Origin of the sequence: Alistipes indistinctus YIT 12060 (genome assembly GCF_025144995.1) — a bacterium.
Taxonomy (GTDB): Bacteria; Bacteroidota; Bacteroidia; order Bacteroidales; family Rikenellaceae; genus Alistipes_A; species Alistipes_A indistinctus.
The window spans coordinates 1725860-1744371 of record NZ_CP102250.1 but is presented as its reverse complement, the minus strand read 5'-3'; the positions used below and the strand labels follow the sequence as shown (position 1 = coordinate 1744371).

Sequence of the window (18512 nt, the reverse complement as noted above, 5' to 3'; positions counted from 1 at the left end):
TATAGTTATGTCCAACGAAAAAGAAACGAATCCCGCCGCCGGGCTCAAAGAGTACCCTTATGCGGAAGCCGTCGAAGGCGCCAAGGAGTATTTTGGCGGAGATGACCTTGCCGCTACCGTGTGGGTGAGCAAGTATGCGCTGAAAGACTCGTTCGGAAAAATTTACGAAAAATCGCCCGAGCAGATGCACTGGCGAATTGCCAACGAGATCGCGCGGGTTGAGGGAAAATATCCCAACCCGATGGATGCTTCCGAGGTTTACCACCTGCTGAAAGATTTCAAGTATGTGATTCCGCAGGGCGGCCCGATGACCGGTATTGGCAATAATCTGCAGATCGCTTCGCTGTCGAACTGTTTTGTGATCGGCCACAAGAATCCGGCCGACTCGTACGGCGGTATCATCCGCATCGACGAAGAGCAGGTGCAGTTGATGAAGCGGCGCGGGGGCGTAGGACACGACCTTTCGCATATTCGGCCTACGGGCAGTCCTGTGCTCAACAGTGCCCTCACCTCGACCGGTATCGTGCCCTTTATGGAACGCTATTCGAATTCGACCCGCGAGGTGGCGCAGGATGGGCGGCGCGGCGCGCTGATGCTGTCGCTTTCGATCAAGCATCCCGATGCCGAGAACTTCATCGATGCGAAAGTCGAGACCGGAAAAGTGACCGGCGCGAACGTCTCGATCAAGATGGACGATGAGTTTATGCGTGCGGCCAAAGAGGGTAAAAAATACCACCAGCAGTTTCCGATCGACTCCGATCAGCCGATGTACGAAAAGGATATCGATGCCCGGTCTCTTTGGAACAAGATTATCCACAATGCATGGAAGTCGGCGGAGCCCGGCGTGCTGTTTTGGGATACGATCCTGCGCGAGTCGGTGCCCGACTGCTATGCCGACCTTGGGTTCCGGACCGTTTCTACGAACCCCTGCGGCGAGATTCCGCTTTGTCCTTACGACAGTTGCCGCCTGATGGCGATCAACCTGTACGGCTATGTGGACGAGCCGTTTACGAAAAATGCTAAGTTCAACTTCGACCGTTTCAAGAAACATATCGCACAGGCAATGCGGATGATGGACGACATCATTGACCTGGAGCTCGAAAAGGTGAACCAGATTTTGGCGAAGATTTCGAAAGACCCCGAAGACGAGGATATTCGCAGCGTCGAGGTGAGCTTGTGGGAGAAAATCCGCACGAAAGCACAACAGGGGCGACGTACAGGCCTCGGAATTACTGCCGAGGGCGATATGCTGGCTGCGCTGGGGTTGCAGTACGGTTCGGACGAGGCGATCGATTTTGCCGTCGAGGTGCAGAAAACCCTTGCCGTAGAGGCTTACCGGGCATCGGTACAGTTGGCCAAGGAGCGCGGTGCATTCCCGATTTTCGATGCCGGGCGCGAAAAAAACAACCCGATGATCGGGCGAATCAAAGAGGCCGACCCGGCACTGTATGAGGAAATGGTCAAAAGCGGGCGCCGCAATATCGCGATGCTGACCATCGCTCCGACCGGAACGACGAGCCTGATGTCGCAGACCACTTCGGGTATCGAACCGGTGTTCCGCCCCGTCTATATGCGCCGTCGCAAGGTAAACCCGAGCGACAAGGATGTGAAGGTTACTTTTGTCGACGAGGTGGGTGATTCCTGGGAAGAATACAACGTTTTCCACCATAAATTCTTGGTTTGGCTCGAAGCCAACGGTTATGACGTGGCGAAGGTGAAGAATATGCCGCAGGAGGAACTCGATGCATTGGTGGCCAAATCACCCTATCACAAAGCTACGGCCAACGATATCGACTGGGTGAGCAAGGTGAAGATGCAGGGCGCGATCCAGAAATGGGTCGACCACTCGATCTCGGTGACCGTAAACCTGCCCAACAGCGTGACCGAAGAGCTGGTGAGCCAGGTGTATCAGACCGCCTGGGAGTCCGGTTGCAAGGGTGTTACCGTATACCGGGACGGGTCGCGTGCCGGAGTGCTGGTCGAGAAGAAAAAAGACGGTAAGGATAACAGCGGGGAATACAAGCCGCCTTTGAAACGTCCGGTGGAACTGACCGCCGATATCGTGCGGTTCAAGAACGGCGAAGAGAACTGGATCGCCTTTGTGGGAATCTACAACGATCGTCCGTACGAGATTTTTACCGGTAAGCTCGAAGAGGACGCGATGTTCATTCCGAAAAAGGTGACCAAGGGAGTTATCCTGAAGGTTAAGGATGCCGACGGCAACAAGCGTTACGATTTCCAGTACACCGACAAGTATGGCTATACGAATACCATCGGCGGTATTTCCCGCCTGTTCGACGAGGAATTCTGGAACTATGCAAAGCTGATTTCGGGCGTGCTGCGCAACGGAATGCCGATTCTGGACGTGGTGACGCTGATCGAGTCGCTGCACCTGAACACCGAGAGTATCAATACTTGGAAAAACGGTGTGGCCCGTGCGCTCAAACAGTATATTCCCGACGGAACCAAAGCGAAGGAGAAGTGCCCGAACTGCGGCCAGGAGACGCTGGTTTACCAGAATAACTGTCCGGTCTGCATGAGCTGCGGCCATTCGAAGTGCGGTTGATCCGACTCCGCACCCACAAAAAGGTTTAGAGCCTTTTCATAATACCTCAATATATGTTTCGCCGGAAGGGGCATCCGTATAGCGATGCCCCTTTCGTTTGCGGTTTTGGATCCGTAAAACGAGGGGATTTGTAGGGATTTTGAGTCCTTTCAAAAATGCCGAAAGGGACCTCATGCCGCAGAATGGTACTGGATTAACCGGTGGTCGGCAAATGGTATTCAACCTCGGTTTTGATTCAGTGAATGGTTGATATACGGGCGGAAGTTTTATCCCAGGACGATCCTTTGCGGTGCATGCACGGGTTCAAAAGAAAGGGCAGGAACGGTTGATGTCAAAAGATGTGCGCTTTGCCCCAAAGGAAGAGCAGTGCCCACATCATGAAGCGGGCACCTTTGCCGATCAACATCAACAGCGCCGACTTGCGAAAATCGACCCGGTAAAAGCCGAGCGCGATGGCAAAGATATCGCCGATAAAGGGAAGCCAGGTCAGCAGGGCGAGCCATGCCCCGTACCGGTCTACTTTGCTTTTGTGCTTGATAAGCGTTTCGTGCCTGACCCGCATGTATTTTTCGATCCACTCCCATTTGCCGAGCCATCCGAGCCAATAGGAGGTCAGTCCGCCGAGCCAGTTGCCCAATGTGGCGACTGCGACGCAGAACCAAACGTTTCCCCCGGCCGCGAGCATAGCCACCAGTTGTACGTCCGAACTGAACGGCACGACCGTAGCGGCTACGAAAGAGCCGAGGAAAAGGCCGAAATAGCCCAAATTAAGCAACCATTCCATTTAGGCGGGAAGTTTTAAGCGTTGAGGCAGATGAGGCACAAAGATGCCTCTTTTTATGCGAAAACCCAAGGGTGTCGCAGATTGTTTGTATAACGAGGCTCGGTTTTCTTATTACAAAGGGGATCGAAAAACTGTCAGCAGGATATAATATGTCAGAAGGTGTGCAACGATAGCATTTAGCAACTGTCCTTAAATGATAAAGAGCAGGCCCGAGGCGAGGGCCTGCTCTTTATCATCATTTGAAAATCTCTGGCCAACGAAATTTCCGTTGGCAGTTCTCTGATCCTGCTTTAGAGCAGGCATGGAGAATCTTTGTGCAAACGAATGTCAGTCTCTTAATTCTTAAAAACGAGGCCGTCTTTGTTCGCATCGACATGGATCACCGTGTCACGGGTTACCGTGCCTTGCAGAATCTCTTTCGAGAGTTCGTTGACCAGGTACTTTTGCAATGTACGCTTGATGGGCCGCGCTCCGAACAGCGGGTCGTAACCTTTGTCGGCCAGCCAGTCGATCGCCTTGTCGGTGGTCTCCAGCCGCATTCCGTTCTCGCCGAGCATCCTGTTGATCTGGGCGAGCTGCAGCACGACGATCTGCCGGACATCGTCCTTCGTGAGCGGGGTGAACATTACGATTTCGTCGATCCGGTTCAGGAACTCGAGCCGTATCGTCTGTTTCATCAGGTCGAACACCTCGTCGCGTGTCTTTTCGATCACGTCGTCGGGCGGCGTTTCGTTGTGATACTTCGAAAAGTTCTCAACGATGATCGGCGAACCGATGTTCGAGGTCATGATGATGATCGTGTTGCGGAAATCAACCGTACGTCCTTTGTTATCGGTCAGACGGCCGTCGTCGAGCACCTGGAGCAGGATGTTGAATACATCCGGGTGGGCTTTCTCGATCTCGTCGAGCAGCACGACCGAATAAGGTTTGCGCCGCACCGCTTCGGTGAGCTGGCCTCCTTCGTCGTAACCGACATATCCCGGAGGCGCTCCGATTAGCCGTGATACGCTGTGGCGCTCCTGATACTCGCTCATATCGATACGCGTCATCATCGTATCGTCGTTGAACAGGTATTCGGCCAGTGCCTTGGCCAGTTCGGTTTTCCCGACGCCGGTCGTTCCCAGGAAGATGAACGAGCCGATCGGACGGCGCGCGTCCTGCAATCCGGCACGGCTGCGCCGTACGGCGTTGGCGATAGCCTCGATGGCTTTGTCCTGTCCGATCACCCGCTCGTGCAATACGCTTTCCATCTGCAGCAGTTTCTCGCGTTCGCTTTGCAGCATCCGGCTCACCGGGATGCCGGTCCAGCGGGCTACCACCTCCGCGATGTCTTCGGCATCGATCTCTTCCTTGATCATCGCTCCGGCGGCGTGGTTCTTTTCGATCTCCGCCTGCAACGTCTTGATCTCGTTCTCGGCTTCCTGAATCTTTCCGTAACGGATTTCGGCCACTTTCCCGTAGTCGCCGCTGCGTTCGGCCGCTGCGGCTTCCAATTTGTAATCGTCGATCAACTGCTTGTTTTTCTGTACTTTTTCGAGCAGGTCGCGTTCGCTCTGCCATTTGGCGCGCAGGGCTGTACGCTGACCGTTCAGGTCGTCGATCTCCTTGGTCAACTCTTCGATCCGCCCTTTGTCGTTCTCGCGGCGGATTGCCTCGCGTTCAATCTCCATCTGGCGCACTTTGCGGTCCAGTTCGTCGATCTCTTCGGGCACCGAATTCATTTCGAGGCGTAACTTGGCGGCTGCTTCATCGACCAGGTCGATCGCTTTGTCGGGCAGGAACCGCGACGTGATGTAGCGGTGCGACAACTCGACCGAAGCGATGATCGCCTCGTCTTTGATCCGTACTTTGTGATGGCTCTCGTAACGCTCTTTCAGACCCCGGAGGATCGATACGGCGTCTGCAACGGACGGTTCGTCGACCATCACCTTTTGGAAACGGCGTTCGAGCGCTTTGTCCGTCTCGAAATATTTCTGGAACTCGTCCAGTGTCGTGGCGCCGATAGCCCGCAGCTCACCCCTTGCCAGTGCCGGTTTAAGGATGTTGGCGGCGTCCATTGCGCCGTCGCTTTTACCGGCGCCCACCAGCGTATGGATTTCATCGATGAAGAGCAGGATCTCGCCTTCGGAAGAGATCACCTCTTTTACGACCGCTTTGAGTCGTTCCTCGAATTCGCCTTTGTATTTGGCGCCTGCGATCAGCGCGCCCATGTCTAGCGAGAAAATCTGTTTGCTGCGCAGGTTGTCGGGCACGTCGCCGTCGATGATCCGGTGTGCGATACCTTCGGCGATCGCGGTTTTACCCACGCCCGGCTCACCTACCAGAATCGGGTTGTTCTTGGTCCGCCGCGAAAGAATTTGCAAAACCCGGCGGATCTCTTCGTCACGGCCGATCACCGGATCGAGTTTGCCTTTGCGGGCCTGTTCGTTCAGGTTGATCGCATATTTGCCCAGCGCGTCGAAAGTTTGTTCGTTAGTCTGCGAATCGATCGTAGAACCTTTGCGCAACTCCTTAATCGCTGCGATCATCTCCTTTTCCTTTACGCCGGCATCTTTCAGTAGCCTTCCGGCAGTGCCTTTTTCGGAAAGAATACCCAGCAACAGGTGTTCGACCGATGCGTATTTGTCGTTGAACTCCCGTGTAAAATCACCTGCTTTCTGGATGGCTTCGGAGCTTTCACGCGAAAAATAGGGGTCGCCGCCCGATACTTTGGGAAGACGGTCCAGTTCCTGTTTCAGCACCGAGCGCAATGCATTGATGTTTACTCCCAGTTTTTGCAGCAGGTACACGCCTACGCTGTCGTCTTCGGTGACGATGGCGTCCAGGATGTGCAATGGCTCTACGGCTTGCTGGCCGTGGCTCGTGGCAAGGGACATCGCATTCTGCAATGCCTCTTGCGCCTGAATGGTTAAATTGTTAATCGTCATATTTTTCATATTTTTATTGATTATCCTTTATTCGTTTGGTTGTGTTTGCTGGAACAGCAGCAAAATTGCTGCCACAAGGGGTAATCATGAAAATATGGCATAACTGCCTGACAGTTAATGTCAAGTTGTGAAATTTGGGCAGAAAAGGAAGAGGTTTTCGTGACGAAATGGCCGGAAAAGCGACGAAATGTCGCGGACGGGCGGTCTGGAGAAATGGTCTCGGGAAAAGTTCGTGACACCGGTCAATAATGCCAAAACCCATGCGTTGGCATGGGCATAACAAAGAAGCCGACCTTGCGGACGGCTTCCGTATAGTTGGTTCGGACCGACCCGGACTAGAGCGCGTTTACGTGCAGTTGGATACTGCTCTTGAGGTTGGCGGCCTTGTTCTTGTGGATCACGTTATTCTTGGCCAATTTGTCCAGCATGGCAGTCACCTTCGGGAGCAGTACGAGCGCTGCCTCTTTCTCAGAGGTGTTGCGCAATGCCTTCATCGCATTACGGGCGGTTTTATGGTAATACTTGTTCCGGGTGTTTTTCACCTCGGTCTGGCGCATTCTTTTCTTCGAAGACTGATGGTTTGCCATTGTTGTAGATTTTTGCTTTTTAATGCTTTACTGGTAGCCCATAGGAGAATCGAACTCCTCTTTCAAGAATGAAAATCTTGCGTCCTAACCGATAGACGAATGGGCCAAAGCTGGCGTCCGATGACTAAATCAGCGGTGCAAAGGTAATTAAAAAGAAATTCCCTGCAAATTTTTTATCAAAAAAACCTTCCGTTTCGGGAAATACAGACTGTTATTGCCGGACGAAAAAACTTAAATGCTAGGGTTGTAGAAGAATAAAATTCTCAAGATAGTATTTATAATCAATATTTTACAGTATGCTGGCCGAATGCCGGCTTTTTCTCCGGTGTGAGGCTGACTGCACCTTTTTCCCTGTCGAAGCGGATCGACGTGCCGTCGAAAAGATGTCCGATACTGCCGTTGGCGATCATTTCGTCCGGCGTGCCGTGCAGGAATTTGCCGCGGTCGATCATTACGATACGGTCGCAAAGGTCGAGTGTGATGTTCAGGTCGTGCGTCGAAAAAAGGATCGTTTTGCCGTGATTGTGCGCAAGCGAGCGAAGCAGGAGCCCGATCTCGTATTTGTTCGGCAGATCGAGAAACGCCGTCGGTTCGTCGAGCAGGATCATCGGCGTATCCTGGGCCAGCGAACGGGCGATCATGACCCGCTGCCGCTCACCGTCGCTGAGGGTGTCGATACCCTTGTCGCCGAACGTTTCCATTCCCACCAGCCGCAGGGACTCTTCCACTGCCGCGCGGTCGGCGTCTGTCAGCCGTCCGATCCAGTTGGTATAGGGCGCACGGCCCAGACCCACGACATCGTAAACTTTCAGGTGCCCCATGCGCACGTCGTCGGTCGATACAAAACTGATCTGTGCGGCAATCATTCGCTGCGGAAGCTCGTGCACCGATTTCTGCCCGATCAGGATACTGCCCCGCAAAGGACGTAGCAGTCCCATAATCGTGCGCAGCAGCGTGCTTTTGCCCGTACCGTTGCGGCCGATCAGTGCAGTCAGTTCGCCGCGGCCGAAAGAGAGGTCGACATTTTCGAACAGCGTACGGCCCGGATAGCCCAACGCAAGTCCCTGCAGGCGGATAGTATCGTTTTCGGCTTCGGACATCGCTTTCGGGTTAGAAGATTTTACGGTTGCGGACAATCACCAGCACGACGATCGGGATACCCAAAAGGGCGGTGACCGTGTTGACCGGCAGGACCATTTCGCGGCCGGGAAGTTGCGCGATAATGTCGCACAGCAGCATCGTGACGCTGCCCAATAGGATCGAGGCGGGCATCAGGATGCGGTGGTCGGCGTTTCCGGTCAGCATCCGTGCGACATGGGGCACGGCAATGCCGATAAAACCGATCGGACCGCAAAATGCGGTGACTGTTCCGGCCAGCAACGTCGTACTGACGAACAGCAGCAGGCGTGTGATACGTACGTTCAGTCCCATGGTGCGGGCATAGTTTTCTCCCAGCAACAGCAGGTTCAACGGTTTGATCAGGTAGACGGAGAGTATGAGTCCAGCCAGCACGATGCCGCTCATCAGGCCCAGTTGTGCGAGCGAAACGCCGCCGAGGCTTCCCATAGTCCAGATCACGAACGATTTTAGAGCGGAATCGGTACTTAAATATTGCAGGATCTGAACGACGGCCGATGCGGCGCTGCCGAACATCATGCCGAGGATCAGGATCGCCATGATGTCCTTGAGGCGTGCCGATACGGCCATGATGACGAGCAGGATCAACGCTCCCCCTATCCAGGCCGATCCGACGATCCCTACGTTGCGCAGGGCCTCTGAGGCGAACGAAATCCCCAGCAGCGGTGCCCCGAGCAGGAATAACGAAACACCGAGGCTGGCGCCGGAACTGATCCCCAGTACGTAAGGACCGGCCAAAGGATTGCGGAAGAGGGTCTGCATTTGCAGGCCGCTGGCCGACAGTGCGGCTCCCACTACAATAGCTGAGACGGCTTTGGGTAGTCGGAAATGGGTGACGAGCGTCGTTGCTTGCGGATCGGAGGAGTGCCCCGTGAGGACGCGTACTACCTCGCCGGCCGCCAGGCTGACCGATCCGAGCAGCAGGTCGGCTGCGAAAAGCAGCACGAGCAACAGGCCGAGCAGGATGAAGCAGACGGACGGGCGGATTTTCATAGCGCGCAGGCGAATGAGCTTGGGTATGATTTGTACAAGGGACTATTGCAAATGCCGGAAATAGTAGAGGGTACGATCCGGTAACAGCTCCGGATGCAGGATATGGATCAGGTCTTTGAGCGTACGGTCCGGGTAAGCCGAACCCGACTCCCAGAAATCGCTGCCGCCCTCGGGTGTCGTGCGGGCGTTGTTGTTGTAGACATTTCCGTTGCGGACGGGCGGAATCGATCCGAAACGGGGATTCATCGCGTTCAGTTCCGCCAATGAGGTCGCGGTACCCGGACTAAGCCAGAAATCGGATTGTGAAGCGGCGACGAAAGCCGTTTCGGTGCTGATCGGACGGCTTTGGTCCGAATCCACGCCCCGGCAGGCATAATTTCCTCCCGCATCCTCGAGCAGGCGCACCATGTAACTGCGGTCGCCCGGTACGAACCACGAGTCCTGCCACGGTGCATTGAGCATCACTTCGGGACGTTTTTCGACGCCCGAGACGAGTGCTTTCGCACGGTTGTATTCGTTGCTGATGCTGTCAAAGAGCGTGCGGGCCAATTCGCGTCGTCCGGTAAATTCTCCGAATACGGTGATCCATTCGGCGCGTCCGAGCGGGTTGTTTTCGACATAATCGCCGATATAAACCGTTTTGAGCCCGAGTTCGTGCAATTTGTCGGTTACAGCATTTTTACCGGTGAGCCCGTACAGGAAAACGACGTCGGGTTTCAGTGCGACGAGCTTTTCAAAGTTCAGGCTGTTGTCGAATCCCGCTTCGGCGATTTCACCCCCGGCGATGCGGTTGCGCACTTTGTCCGACCAGATATAGCCGGTGCCCGAAATCGCGCAAATCGTGCTGTCTGCACCGAGCGCTTCGAGAAACGCTACATACGAGGACGACATGCAGACGATGCGCCGTACCGGAACGTCAATCGTTTCTCCGGCGAAACCTTTCGGGGGTTTTTCATCGTCGCGCGAGAGGAATACCCATTGCGAAACGCTGTCAGCTCCCTGCCACGGATTGACGATTCGTAACAGCGTGCTGCTGTCGTAGCGGTACATTTCGAATCCCGACGCGTAATCCGGCATACAAAGCGTATCGAGATTGCCTGGCAGTTGCGGTTTTGTGTCGCGAAAACCGCCACAGCCTGGCAACGATAGGACCAGTAGCGCAAACAAACCGATGGAAAAACATTGACGCATGGGAAATTTTTTTTGTTTCGTGTTATTTCGGCGGTTGGTTATCGTAAATAAGATAGTCGATTCCGAGCATCATCAACAACAGGAAATAGGGGATCGTGCCGGTAACCAGTGCGTGGATCAGGATGTAAAGCAGCGCTGTGAACGTGACGAGCCGGACTTTCGCGGTGCGGGTAAGTTGTTTGAAACGGCGGATATCGCGGATGCAGGTGCGAAGGTTGCGCAACAGGTAAAGCCCGATTGCTGCCAACGCGACCGACAGGCCCGCAATGGGATAATTATGGTGCAGCAGCGCGCCTACGACGATCACTACCACAATAATTTGAATCAGGGTTTTGGAGGCTATTTTCATGTCCGAAACTTTCCGGGGCGGCAGTGGGTGGAGTTCCCCGCCCGATTGTCGTTCCGACAGCGGAACGTTGGGGTAAAAAATATTGAACGACAAAGTTACAATAAAAATCTTTTTATAGCTTTGTCAAAATAAAATTCACCGATATGCCCCGCTTGTCCGACAAAGGTCTTTCCCTGCCACCGTCTCCGATCCGCAAACTGGTACCGTATGCCGAAGAGGCTGCGCGCCATGGGGTCAAAGTCTATCACTTGAATATCGGGCAACCCGACATTCCCACCCCTCAGGTGGCGATCGATGCGGTCAAAAATATCCACGATAAGATTTTTGCGTATGGCCATTCGGCCGGTCTGGAGACTTACCGGCGCAAGCTGGTCGGGTATTACCAGAGTGTGGGGATCGAACTGGGTTATGAAAACCTGCTGATTACCGACGGGGGATCCGAAGCCATCTTCATGGCGATGTCGGTCTGCCTCAGCGAAGGCGACGAAGTACTGATTCCCGAGCCCTTTTACGCCAATTACAACGGGTTCGCTGTCGAAGCGGGCATCAAGGTCAAAACGATTCCCGCGTCGATCGACAACGATTTCGCGCTGCCGCCGATCGAGGAGTTCGACCGTCACATTACCCCCCGTACCAAAGCGATCCTGATCTGCAATCCGAACAATCCTACCGGTTACCTATATTCACAGCAGGAATTGGAACAGCTCCGCGACATCGTCCTCAAACACGACCTGTTCCTGATTTGCGACGAAGTGTACCGCGAGTTCTGTTACGACGGGGCGAAACACTTTTCGGCGATGAACCTGGCGGGATTGGAGCAGAATGTGATTATGATCGATTCCGTGTCGAAGCGTTACAGCATGTGCGGTGTCCGGCTCGGCACGCTGGCCTCGCGGAACGAAGAGGTGCTCGATGCCGTGCTCCGGATGGGACAGGCGCGCCTTTGCCCGCCTTATCTGGCCCAGGTGGCTGCGCTGGCCGCTCTCGATACCCCGAAAAGCTATTTCGAGGAGGTGCACGATGAGTATATGGCCCGTCGTGACTGTATCGTAAAAGCCCTGAACGAGATCGAAGGGGTCTATTGCCCTACCCCCCGCGGAGCGTTCTACTCGATCGTCAGACTGCCGGTCGATGACAGCGAACGTTTCGCCCGCTGGCTGCTCGAGGAGTTCCGCTACAACGATCGGACGGTGATGCTGGCCCCGGCCGCCGGATTTTACGGAACACCGGGTCTGGGACGCAACGAAGTGCGGATTGCCTATGTTTTGAAGCGGGAGGATCTGCTGGCCGCCGCCGAATGCATGAAAGAGGCATTGAAGGTTTATCCGGGGCGGACGATCCGGTAAGAATCTGGTATGAAGGCTGTCGAACTATGCGGATTGCGAAATAGGTATCCCCTTTAAAGTAAATGCAGCGGATAATAACATCGGAAAGGGAAAATCAATAAAGGCAGCTCTTTTGGAGCTGCCTTTATTGATTCTTACGGTTTCGGGCCGCAATGGCACCGGATGTCCGGGGAAGAAGTTTTGAAGGTTGTTAGGAATGAGGGATCACCTGAAGATTAGTAGACGTTGGTCTGCGGGGTGAAGCTGGTCCAGCCGGCCATCCAGTTGTCCGCTTCCGCATCGCTTTTGAAGGCTCCTGCGAAACCCGAATCGGCGAAACCGTCGGCTGCGGCTACCGACAACAGCGGACTGCCGGATTTCGGGCCGTAGTTGGGATTCGAAAGCAGGCTGTTGGGCTGATTGAGCATCAGGTCGTCGATCGTGGCATAAAATTGGTTGCCGCGTCCAGCTGCGAGCAGGTACTCGTGCGAAAACGATTTCTGGCCTTCCGTGAACGTTTTGCCGTCCGAGGAGCGGCTATCCTGCCACTTCTTGTTGATATCACTACCGAGGATGCCGAAGCTCTGTGCCGTTTTATTGCCGAATTTCGTATCGGCCGCGTTGTCCTGATAACCGGCCAGGAAGACATTTTTGAATGTGCTGCCGGTGTTGGTCGCATTCTCCTGTGTGCCGGCCAGTTTGTCGTTCTCGATGATCACGCCCACCGGGTAACCGGCAATTACGGCGTTTTGCAGCGAAAGGCGCGAGTTGCGGCGAACCTGTACGCCGGCCTGGTACTGGCCCAGGCGGGAGCCATTGTTCGGGAAGAGGCCGCCGCCGTCGATATAGGCCGTGCCGGGATTGCTCACGTCATAAGAAGTATTGAAGAAAGCGCCGTCCTGCGCCATCGGGCCGACCAGCGTTACATTGCAGAAACGGGTTGTCGTGTAAGGTTCCACGGTTTTGGCATCGGCGTTGTTGTCCGATTCGAAACCGTTCGAGAGCGACTGGTCCGCGATTTTCGGATGGCGTACGCCCAGGGCATACTGTACTTTGCCTGAAAAACCGTTGTCGGTGTCGAAATCATCGTCCCAGCCGTGGTAAGCCACCAGGTATTTGCAGTCTACCGTGCCGCCGAACCATTCGTACGAGTCGTCGTTCGAATAGGACACCTGCAGGTGGTCGATTTTCGTACCGCTGCCGACCGAACCGAATGTGATGCCGTTGATTTCCTGGTCGGTCTTGAACGGATAACCGGCGAATTCTACGCGGACGTATTGCAATTCGCCCGAGTTGTCGGCATCGTCGCTGCCGCCGTGCTTCGTGCGGGGGCCGCCCTCGATTTGCATTTCGTTCAGGTTGTTTTTGGCTTTCCCGCAGATGATCAGGCCGCCCCAGTCGCCCGGTTTACGCGAGCCTGCGGGCTGCTCCGAGGTGAAAATGATGGGTTTGTCGGCAGTTCCGGTCGCATGGATTTTGCCGCCCCGCTCGATGATCAGCGCCGCTTTGGTGTCCTTGTCGCCGAGAATAACAGTTCCGGCCGGAATCGTGATCGACGATCCTTCGGTGATGTAGACCCAGCCTCGGAGCAAATATTTTTTCGAGGCATCGAGCGTTACGTCCCCTTTGAAGGCGTACTCCTGGTTGCCGTTGCCCAGGTCGTAGGTGTTGGCCAGCAGATTGCCCGCATTGTCCTTGCTCTGCTGGGTGCCGAGCGTCGTGTAAACCTCTTCGTTGCCACTGCCGCTTCCGCCGCCGCCGTTATCGCCGCCGTCGTTTTTGTCGTCGCAGCTGACTGCCAGCATTGCCAGCGCCGCCATGAGCATGAGAGAAATTTTTTTCATCGTTTTCATGTTTGATCTGTTTTATGGATAGTATCGTTGGTTTACGATTGGGTCTCCCTTATCAGTATTCTGTATAGGTTAGGTCCTTAGTATACATGCTTCGTATCAGAAGGTCGCTACGACGGTGAGGAAGAACGAGCGGCCCGGGTTGTAGCTCTTCGTGACCTGTTCCCGGTGCTCGACGGTGCCGCTTGCCGTTGTGAAAGTCGGGAATTGCTTGAAATCGATGTTCTCGGCGAGCAGGTCGCGGCCTGACAGTTTCAGCTCGAATACCTTCGAGAGCCGTTGCGAGAGGGTGATGTCCACCGCGTTGCGCGGCATTTCATAGATGTCGGGAATCGTATTGTTCTGCGTGTTGCCTTGCGAGTCGGCCGTGCGTCCGATGCCGACGATCCGTTTGCCGATGCGGTTGTAAAGTACGGCGGCCGAAAACCCGATTTTATCGTTCTGGTAGAACAGGCCGGTGTTGACCAGGTAGGGAGACTGTCCCTGCATCGGGCGGTCGTGCTCGATGCCGTCCGAGGGGAAGTGAACGTTGCTCTTGATCCATGAGGCGTTGAATGCCAGGCTGAAATTGCGCAGGCCCATAAAGGCGAGGTCTTTTTTGACCTCCAGTTCCAATCCGTACAGGTCTGCCGAAAGGGCATTCTGGAACGAATAGATGTACGATCCGCCCGCATCGGTGTAGGTCCATTCGATCGGATTCTTGAACCGCTTGTAGAAGGCCCCCAGCGAGATGATTTCTCCCGAAGCCGGGTACCATTCGTAGCGCAGGTCGAGGTTCTGGACGACGGCCTGCTTCAGGTTGGGGTTGCCCATTACGAGGCTGTACATGTCGAAATCCTCATAGGTCGAAGGCGAAAGTTCCCGGAATTCGGGGCGGTTGACCGTCATACCGTAAGCGAGGCGCAGCAGCGATTTGCGGTTGAAGTTGTAAGTGGCGTTGAGCGACGGAAGCAGGTTCGTATAGTCGTAAGTGCGCTTTTTGTCGCTGACGTTGCCGTAAGTGGTGACCGCCGTGCGGAAGAGCTCGAGCCGTGCTCCGGCATAGATGTTGAATTTGCCCAGCGGGATATTGAACGCTGCATAAGCCGCTTCGAGGTGGTTGTTCGCCTTGTAATTGTCCGAGCGTTCGCTTTGGTCGTTGATATGGATCTTGTCCGCCCCGAGGTTCGACGGGAGCATGATTTCCCAAATCGGCAGCGATGCGAAACCCTGCGGCAGGTCGGCGCCTATATCCCATTTGTATTCGAAAGCGCGCGTGTTGTAAGTACGGGTCTTATATTCGCCGTACAGGCCGGCTTTCAGTTCGATGGGGCGTTCGGCCGACGGGTTCAGCGGTTGGCTGAGGTTGACGGCTGCCGAGGCGATGTGCTCGTCGAGGCGGATGAAGTCGCGTGAGATGAACGACTGGTCGATCTGGTACTGGTCGATGCCGTTGCCGGGGTCTTTCTGCCGCTCGACGATGCGGCGGTCGGGCTGGCGTTTGTTCGCGTAGGAGTAACCTGCATTCCAGTCCAGGCGCGTGTGCCGGATGCGGTGGTCGCCGGCGAACTGCCCGGTGTAGCTGCCGCGCGAGGCGTAGAGAAACTCCTCTTTTTGCTGGTCGTAGTAACCGCTGATGTTCTGGAAGCCTTCGCGTTCGGTGTAACGGTTGCGGCCCAGTTGGTTGAACAGGTTGCGGAATTCGTATTTGTTGATGTGGTTTTCGTCTTTCGGGGCCGGCAGGTACGAGAGGTTCAGCATTGCGCCGAGCTTCACGTCGTTCGTGTATTGGTTGTCGGTGTATTTGTACGAGTAGTTTTTCGTGTCCTCGTCGCCGTTGTAGATGCCGTAGCGCGAGTTCTCCATGTTGAGGAAGCTTTTGTTCGTGTTGCTGTAGTTCAGCGCGCCGACCAGGCCGAAACGGTCGCCGTTCTCACGGTCGAACTTACGGTTGATCGCGAAATTGAACTTCTGATCCCACAACGGACGGCGGCTCTTGACGCGCCAGTCTTCGCGGAAGCCGTTTTTGGTAACCCGATCCACCTGTTCGGTGTTGCTGTCGTCCACGCGGTCGGGTACGCCGCTGCGCAGCTTGCGGCTCGCACTGCCGAAACCGAAAGCGTCGGCAGCGCTGCCGGGATTGTATTTGAAATCGTGGAAATTCGTCACGTTATTGAATCCGGTCGTGTAGGAGAGCTGGATCGAATTCTTTTCGGGCAGGACTTTCGTGCGGATCAGCACGAAACCGCCCGAGAAGTCGCCCGGAATTTCAGGCGCCGGGGATTTGACGATCATCATGTTGTCGAGCTGGCTGCTGGGCAGGATGTCGAACGAAAACGAACGGGTGTCGGCTTCGGAACTCGGAACGGCTCCGCCGTTGATCCAGACGTTGTTGTAGCGTTGCGCGAGGCCCCGTACCACGACGAACTTGTCGTCGAGAATCGAAATACCCGGAATGCGGCGTACTACTTCTGCCGCGTCTCGGTCCTGCGTTTTGGCGATCGCCTGGGCCGAAGTGCCGCTGGCCACCAGTGACATTTCGCGCATTTGCGAGAGCAGTCCCGCGTCTGAGTTGACTTTACGTGTGGCGACTACGACGACATTTTCCAGTTCGCTCACCTCTTCGACCAGTTCGACATTGAGTTCGGTCGATTCGCCGCCTTTGATCGTGAGCGGGCCGGAGGTGAAAGGTTTGTAAGAGAGGAAGGAGATGCGGACGGAGCTGGGGCCTGCGGGAACGCCTGTGAGCAGGAATTTTCCTTCGAGGTCGGTGGCGGTCCCCATCGCGGTGCCGTCGACTGAGACGCTTGCGCCGATAACGGGTTGTTTGCTCTTGGCGTCGAGCACCGTGCCGCGGATCACGCCGCTTGGGGTTTGTGCCGCGGCGGCAGAGGCCAGCAGCAGGAGATTCAGGATCAGGTAAGAACGGATAAACTTTTTTATCATTGCGGCTTCATTTGGAGGACAGGAATATCTGCTGTCCGTTTCTGCCGCAAAAGTACCGGGCCCGTGTTGGCTGAATGTTAAGCGGGCGCTACCGATCCATTAAATTTAAATGAAGCCTGTGTTAAGTATTTTAAATTGCCGTAAAGCCTTTCGGCGGGCAATAAAGACCCGCTTTTTGCATTATATTTGAAGAGGTAAGCGGTTTTACTTACTTTTGTTAAAAACAGACGAACAACATGAGCAACGGAGCAAGGATTCTTTGGGTGGACGACGAAATCGACCTGCTCAAGCCGCACATTTTATTTCTCAAAGGAAAAGGTTACGATGTCGAGACCGCCAATAATGCCTACGACGCGATCGATCTGGTCGCCTCCCATCCGTTCGATCTGATTATCCTCGACGAGATGATGCCGGGTATGACGGGACTCGAAACCTTACCGAAGATCAAGGAAATCCGCCCCACTACGCCGGTGATCATGGTCACCAAAAGCGAGGAGGAGAATATCATGGATAAGGCGGTAGGCTCGAAAATCGCCGATTACCTGATCAAACCGGTCAATCCGAACCAAGTGTTGCTGTCGATCAAAAAGAATGTCCACAGCCAGCAGTTGGTGACCGAACAGAGCACGGCGGATTACCGCAGCCAGTTCGGGGAGATCGCTTCCGCTCTCGGTCAGGCGCGCACGTTCGCCGACTGGACTGCCATTTACAAAAGACTGGTCGGTTGGGAGGTCGAACTGACCGAATCGACCGATCCGGGCATCCGCGAAATCCTGGCGTTCCAGAAAAACGAAGCGAACAATGAGTTTTCGAAATTTGTACGGAACCACTACCTGGATTGGTTCTCAAGCCGGGATGGCGATACGCCCGTGCTGTCGCACAATCTGATGAAAGCGAAGGTTTTTCCGGTGGCCGACGAAAATCCCAAAACGATCTTTATCCTGATCGACAATTTCCGTTACGACCAGTGGAGGATGATTCATCCTGTACTGCACAGTATTTACGAGGTCGAACAGGAGGATTTTTATTGCAGTATTCTTCCTACCGCCACCCAATATGCCCGCAATGCGATTTTTGCCGGGCTGACGCCGCTGGCTATCGACAAAATTATGCCGAACCTGTGGCTCAACGACAACGAGGCGGGGGGCAAGAACCGCCACGAAGAGGATTTCCTCAAGCGGCAGATGCAGTCGCAGGGGCGGAGCGGCAAACTCTATTTCGATAAAATCGTCCGTTCCGATGCCGGTAAACGGCTGTTGGACAACATTGAAAAGGTCCACCAGGCCGATTTTGCAGTGATCGTTTACAATTTTCTCGATATGCTGTCGCATGCGCGCACCGAGACGCAGATTATCCGCGACCTGGCCGAAGACGAAGCGGCATTCCGCTCGCTTACCCGTTCGTGGTTCGAACATTCCGACCTGCTGTTGTTGCTCAAACTGCTCGCCGAGCGCGGCCACACGGTGATCCTCTCGTCCGATCACGGCACGATCCGCGTCGACAATCCGGTGAAGGTGGTCGGCGATCGGGAGACTTCGCCGAACCTGCGCTACAAAACCGGGAAAAACCTGGCCTTCAATCCCAAGGAGGTATTCGCTATTACGAAGCCGGAACAGGCTCACCTGCCCAAATCCAATATCACGTCGACCTATATCTTCGCCTACAACCGTGACTTTTTCGTCTATCCGACCAATACGAACCAGTTCGTGCGTTATTACGACAACACGTTCCAGCACGGCGGTATTTCGATGGAAGAGATGATCGTTCCGTTTATCGTACTGAAACCGCGGTAGGAACTATCCGGCAGAAGATGAAGAAAACCGGGAGGTGGAATGGAAAACCGGGAATAGTTTGTATTTTTGCCCCTGTGCTGTTTTG

General features: G+C 54.8%; 12 protein-coding genes and 1 tRNA gene. 3 read left to right on the top strand and 10 right to left on the bottom strand.

Translation table 11 applies throughout. From position 1 onward, the window contains the following. Positions 1 to 7: 7 nt before the first annotated feature. A complete protein-coding gene (locus NQ495_RS07370) occupies positions 8 to 2566 on the top strand; it encodes an adenosylcobalamin-dependent ribonucleoside-diphosphate reductase (protein WP_009133590.1) in 2559 nt (852 codons plus the stop codon). Between the two features lie 331 nt (positions 2567 to 2897). On the opposite strand, the gene NQ495_RS07365 is transcribed toward NQ495_RS07370, so the two are convergent. From NQ495_RS07365 to NQ495_RS07330, 8 genes are all read right to left on the bottom strand, one after another. Further along, on the bottom strand, positions 2898 to 3350 hold the full coding sequence (locus NQ495_RS07365; protein WP_009133591.1) for a YqaA family protein: 453 nt from the start codon (positions 3348 to 3350) through the stop codon (positions 2898 to 2900). A 335-nt stretch (positions 3351 to 3685) separates the two neighbouring features. Beyond that, on the bottom strand, positions 3686 to 6277 hold the full coding sequence (gene clpB, locus NQ495_RS07360) for an ATP-dependent chaperone ClpB (RefSeq protein WP_009133592.1): 2592 nt from the start codon (positions 6275 to 6277) through the stop codon (positions 3686 to 3688). Positions 6278 to 6612: 335 nt separating this feature from the next. Next, on the bottom strand, positions 6613 to 6864 hold the full coding sequence (gene rpsT / locus NQ495_RS07355) for a 30S ribosomal protein S20 (RefSeq protein WP_009133593.1): 252 nt from the start codon (positions 6862 to 6864) through the stop codon (positions 6613 to 6615). Between the two features lie 31 nt (positions 6865 to 6895). Continuing rightward, positions 6896 to 6970 (bottom strand) — tRNA-Glu (locus NQ495_RS07350). Between the two features lie 175 nt (positions 6971 to 7145). Then, positions 7146 to 7964: an ABC transporter ATP-binding protein gene (locus NQ495_RS07345; protein ID WP_009133594.1), complete on the bottom strand. Its 819-nt coding sequence runs from the start codon at positions 7962 to 7964 to the stop codon at positions 7146 to 7148. Positions 7965 to 7974: 10 nt separating this feature from the next. Continuing rightward, on the bottom strand, positions 7975 to 8994 hold the full coding sequence (locus NQ495_RS07340; protein ID WP_009133595.1) for an iron ABC transporter permease: 1020 nt from the start codon (positions 8992 to 8994) through the stop codon (positions 7975 to 7977). Between the two features lie 42 nt (positions 8995 to 9036). Then, positions 9037 to 10071, bottom strand: a complete 1035-nt coding sequence (locus NQ495_RS07335; protein WP_050807955.1) for an ABC transporter substrate-binding protein — start codon at positions 10069 to 10071, stop codon at positions 9037 to 9039. 136 nt (positions 10072 to 10207) lie between these two features. Then, on the bottom strand, positions 10208 to 10534 hold the full coding sequence (locus NQ495_RS07330; RefSeq protein WP_009133597.1) for a hypothetical protein: 327 nt from the start codon (positions 10532 to 10534) through the stop codon (positions 10208 to 10210). Between the two features lie 143 nt (positions 10535 to 10677). On the opposite strand from NQ495_RS07330, the gene NQ495_RS07325 reads away from it, so the two are divergent. Then, the gene (locus NQ495_RS07325) at positions 10678 to 11880 is read left to right on the top strand and encodes a pyridoxal phosphate-dependent aminotransferase (RefSeq protein ID WP_009133598.1); all 1203 of its coding nucleotides are present in this window, start codon (positions 10678 to 10680) and stop codon (positions 11878 to 11880) included. A 215-nt stretch (positions 11881 to 12095) separates the two neighbouring features. On the opposite strand, the gene NQ495_RS07320 is transcribed toward NQ495_RS07325, so the two are convergent. Together NQ495_RS07320 and NQ495_RS07315 are read right to left on the bottom strand one after the other, a co-directional pair. After that, positions 12096 to 13712: a hypothetical protein gene (locus NQ495_RS07320; protein ID WP_009133599.1), complete on the bottom strand. Its 1617-nt coding sequence runs from the start codon at positions 13710 to 13712 to the stop codon at positions 12096 to 12098. A gap of 96 nt (positions 13713 to 13808) precedes the next feature. Further along, positions 13809 to 16634 carry a TonB-dependent receptor gene (locus NQ495_RS07315; protein ID WP_009133600.1) on the bottom strand — a complete coding sequence of 942 codons (2826 nt, stop codon included), beginning with the start codon at positions 16632 to 16634 and terminating at the stop codon, positions 13809 to 13811. 236 nt (positions 16635 to 16870) lie between these two features. Between NQ495_RS07315 and porX the strand changes: the two genes are divergently transcribed. Continuing rightward, a complete protein-coding gene (gene porX, locus NQ495_RS07310; RefSeq protein ID WP_009133601.1) occupies positions 16871 to 18427 on the top strand; it encodes a T9SS response regulator signal transducer PorX in 1557 nt (518 codons plus the stop codon). The last annotated feature ends 85 nt before the right edge of the window (positions 18428 to 18512 follow it).

Excerpts from the sequence above, each read along its gene's own strand:
- NQ495_RS07370 (WP_009133590.1), top strand. The coding sequence starts at position 8 with ATGTCCAACGAAAAAGAAACGAATCCCGCCGCCGGGCTCAAAGAGTAC.
- NQ495_RS07365 (WP_009133591.1), bottom strand. The coding sequence starts at position 3,350 with ATGGAATGGTTGCTTAATTTGGGCTATTTCGGCCTTTTCCTCGGCTCT.
- clpB (WP_009133592.1), bottom strand. The coding sequence starts at position 6,277 with ATGACGATTAACAATTTAACCATTCAGGCGCAAGAGGCATTGCAGAAT.
- rpsT (WP_009133593.1), bottom strand. The coding sequence starts at position 6,864 with ATGGCAAACCATCAGTCTTCGAAGAAAAGAATGCGCCAGACCGAGGTG.
- NQ495_RS07345 (WP_009133594.1), bottom strand. The coding sequence starts at position 7,964 with ATGTCCGAAGCCGAAAACGATACTATCCGCCTGCAGGGACTTGCGTTG.
- NQ495_RS07340 (WP_009133595.1), bottom strand. The coding sequence starts at position 8,994 with ATGAAAATCCGCCCGTCCGTCTGCTTCATCCTGCTCGGCCTGTTGCTC.
- NQ495_RS07335 (WP_050807955.1), bottom strand. The coding sequence starts at position 10,071 with ATGCCGGATTACGCGTCGGGATTCGAAATGTACCGCTACGACAGCAGC.
- NQ495_RS07330 (WP_009133597.1), bottom strand. The coding sequence starts at position 10,534 with ATGAAAATAGCCTCCAAAACCCTGATTCAAATTATTGTGGTAGTGATC.
- NQ495_RS07325 (WP_009133598.1), top strand. The coding sequence starts at position 10,678 with ATGCCCCGCTTGTCCGACAAAGGTCTTTCCCTGCCACCGTCTCCGATC.
- NQ495_RS07320 (WP_009133599.1), bottom strand. The coding sequence starts at position 13,712 with ATGAAAACGATGAAAAAAATTTCTCTCATGCTCATGGCGGCGCTGGCA.
- NQ495_RS07315 (WP_009133600.1), bottom strand. The coding sequence starts at position 16,634 with ATGATAAAAAAGTTTATCCGTTCTTACCTGATCCTGAATCTCCTGCTG.
- porX (WP_009133601.1), top strand. The coding sequence starts at position 16,871 with ATGAGCAACGGAGCAAGGATTCTTTGGGTGGACGACGAAATCGACCTG.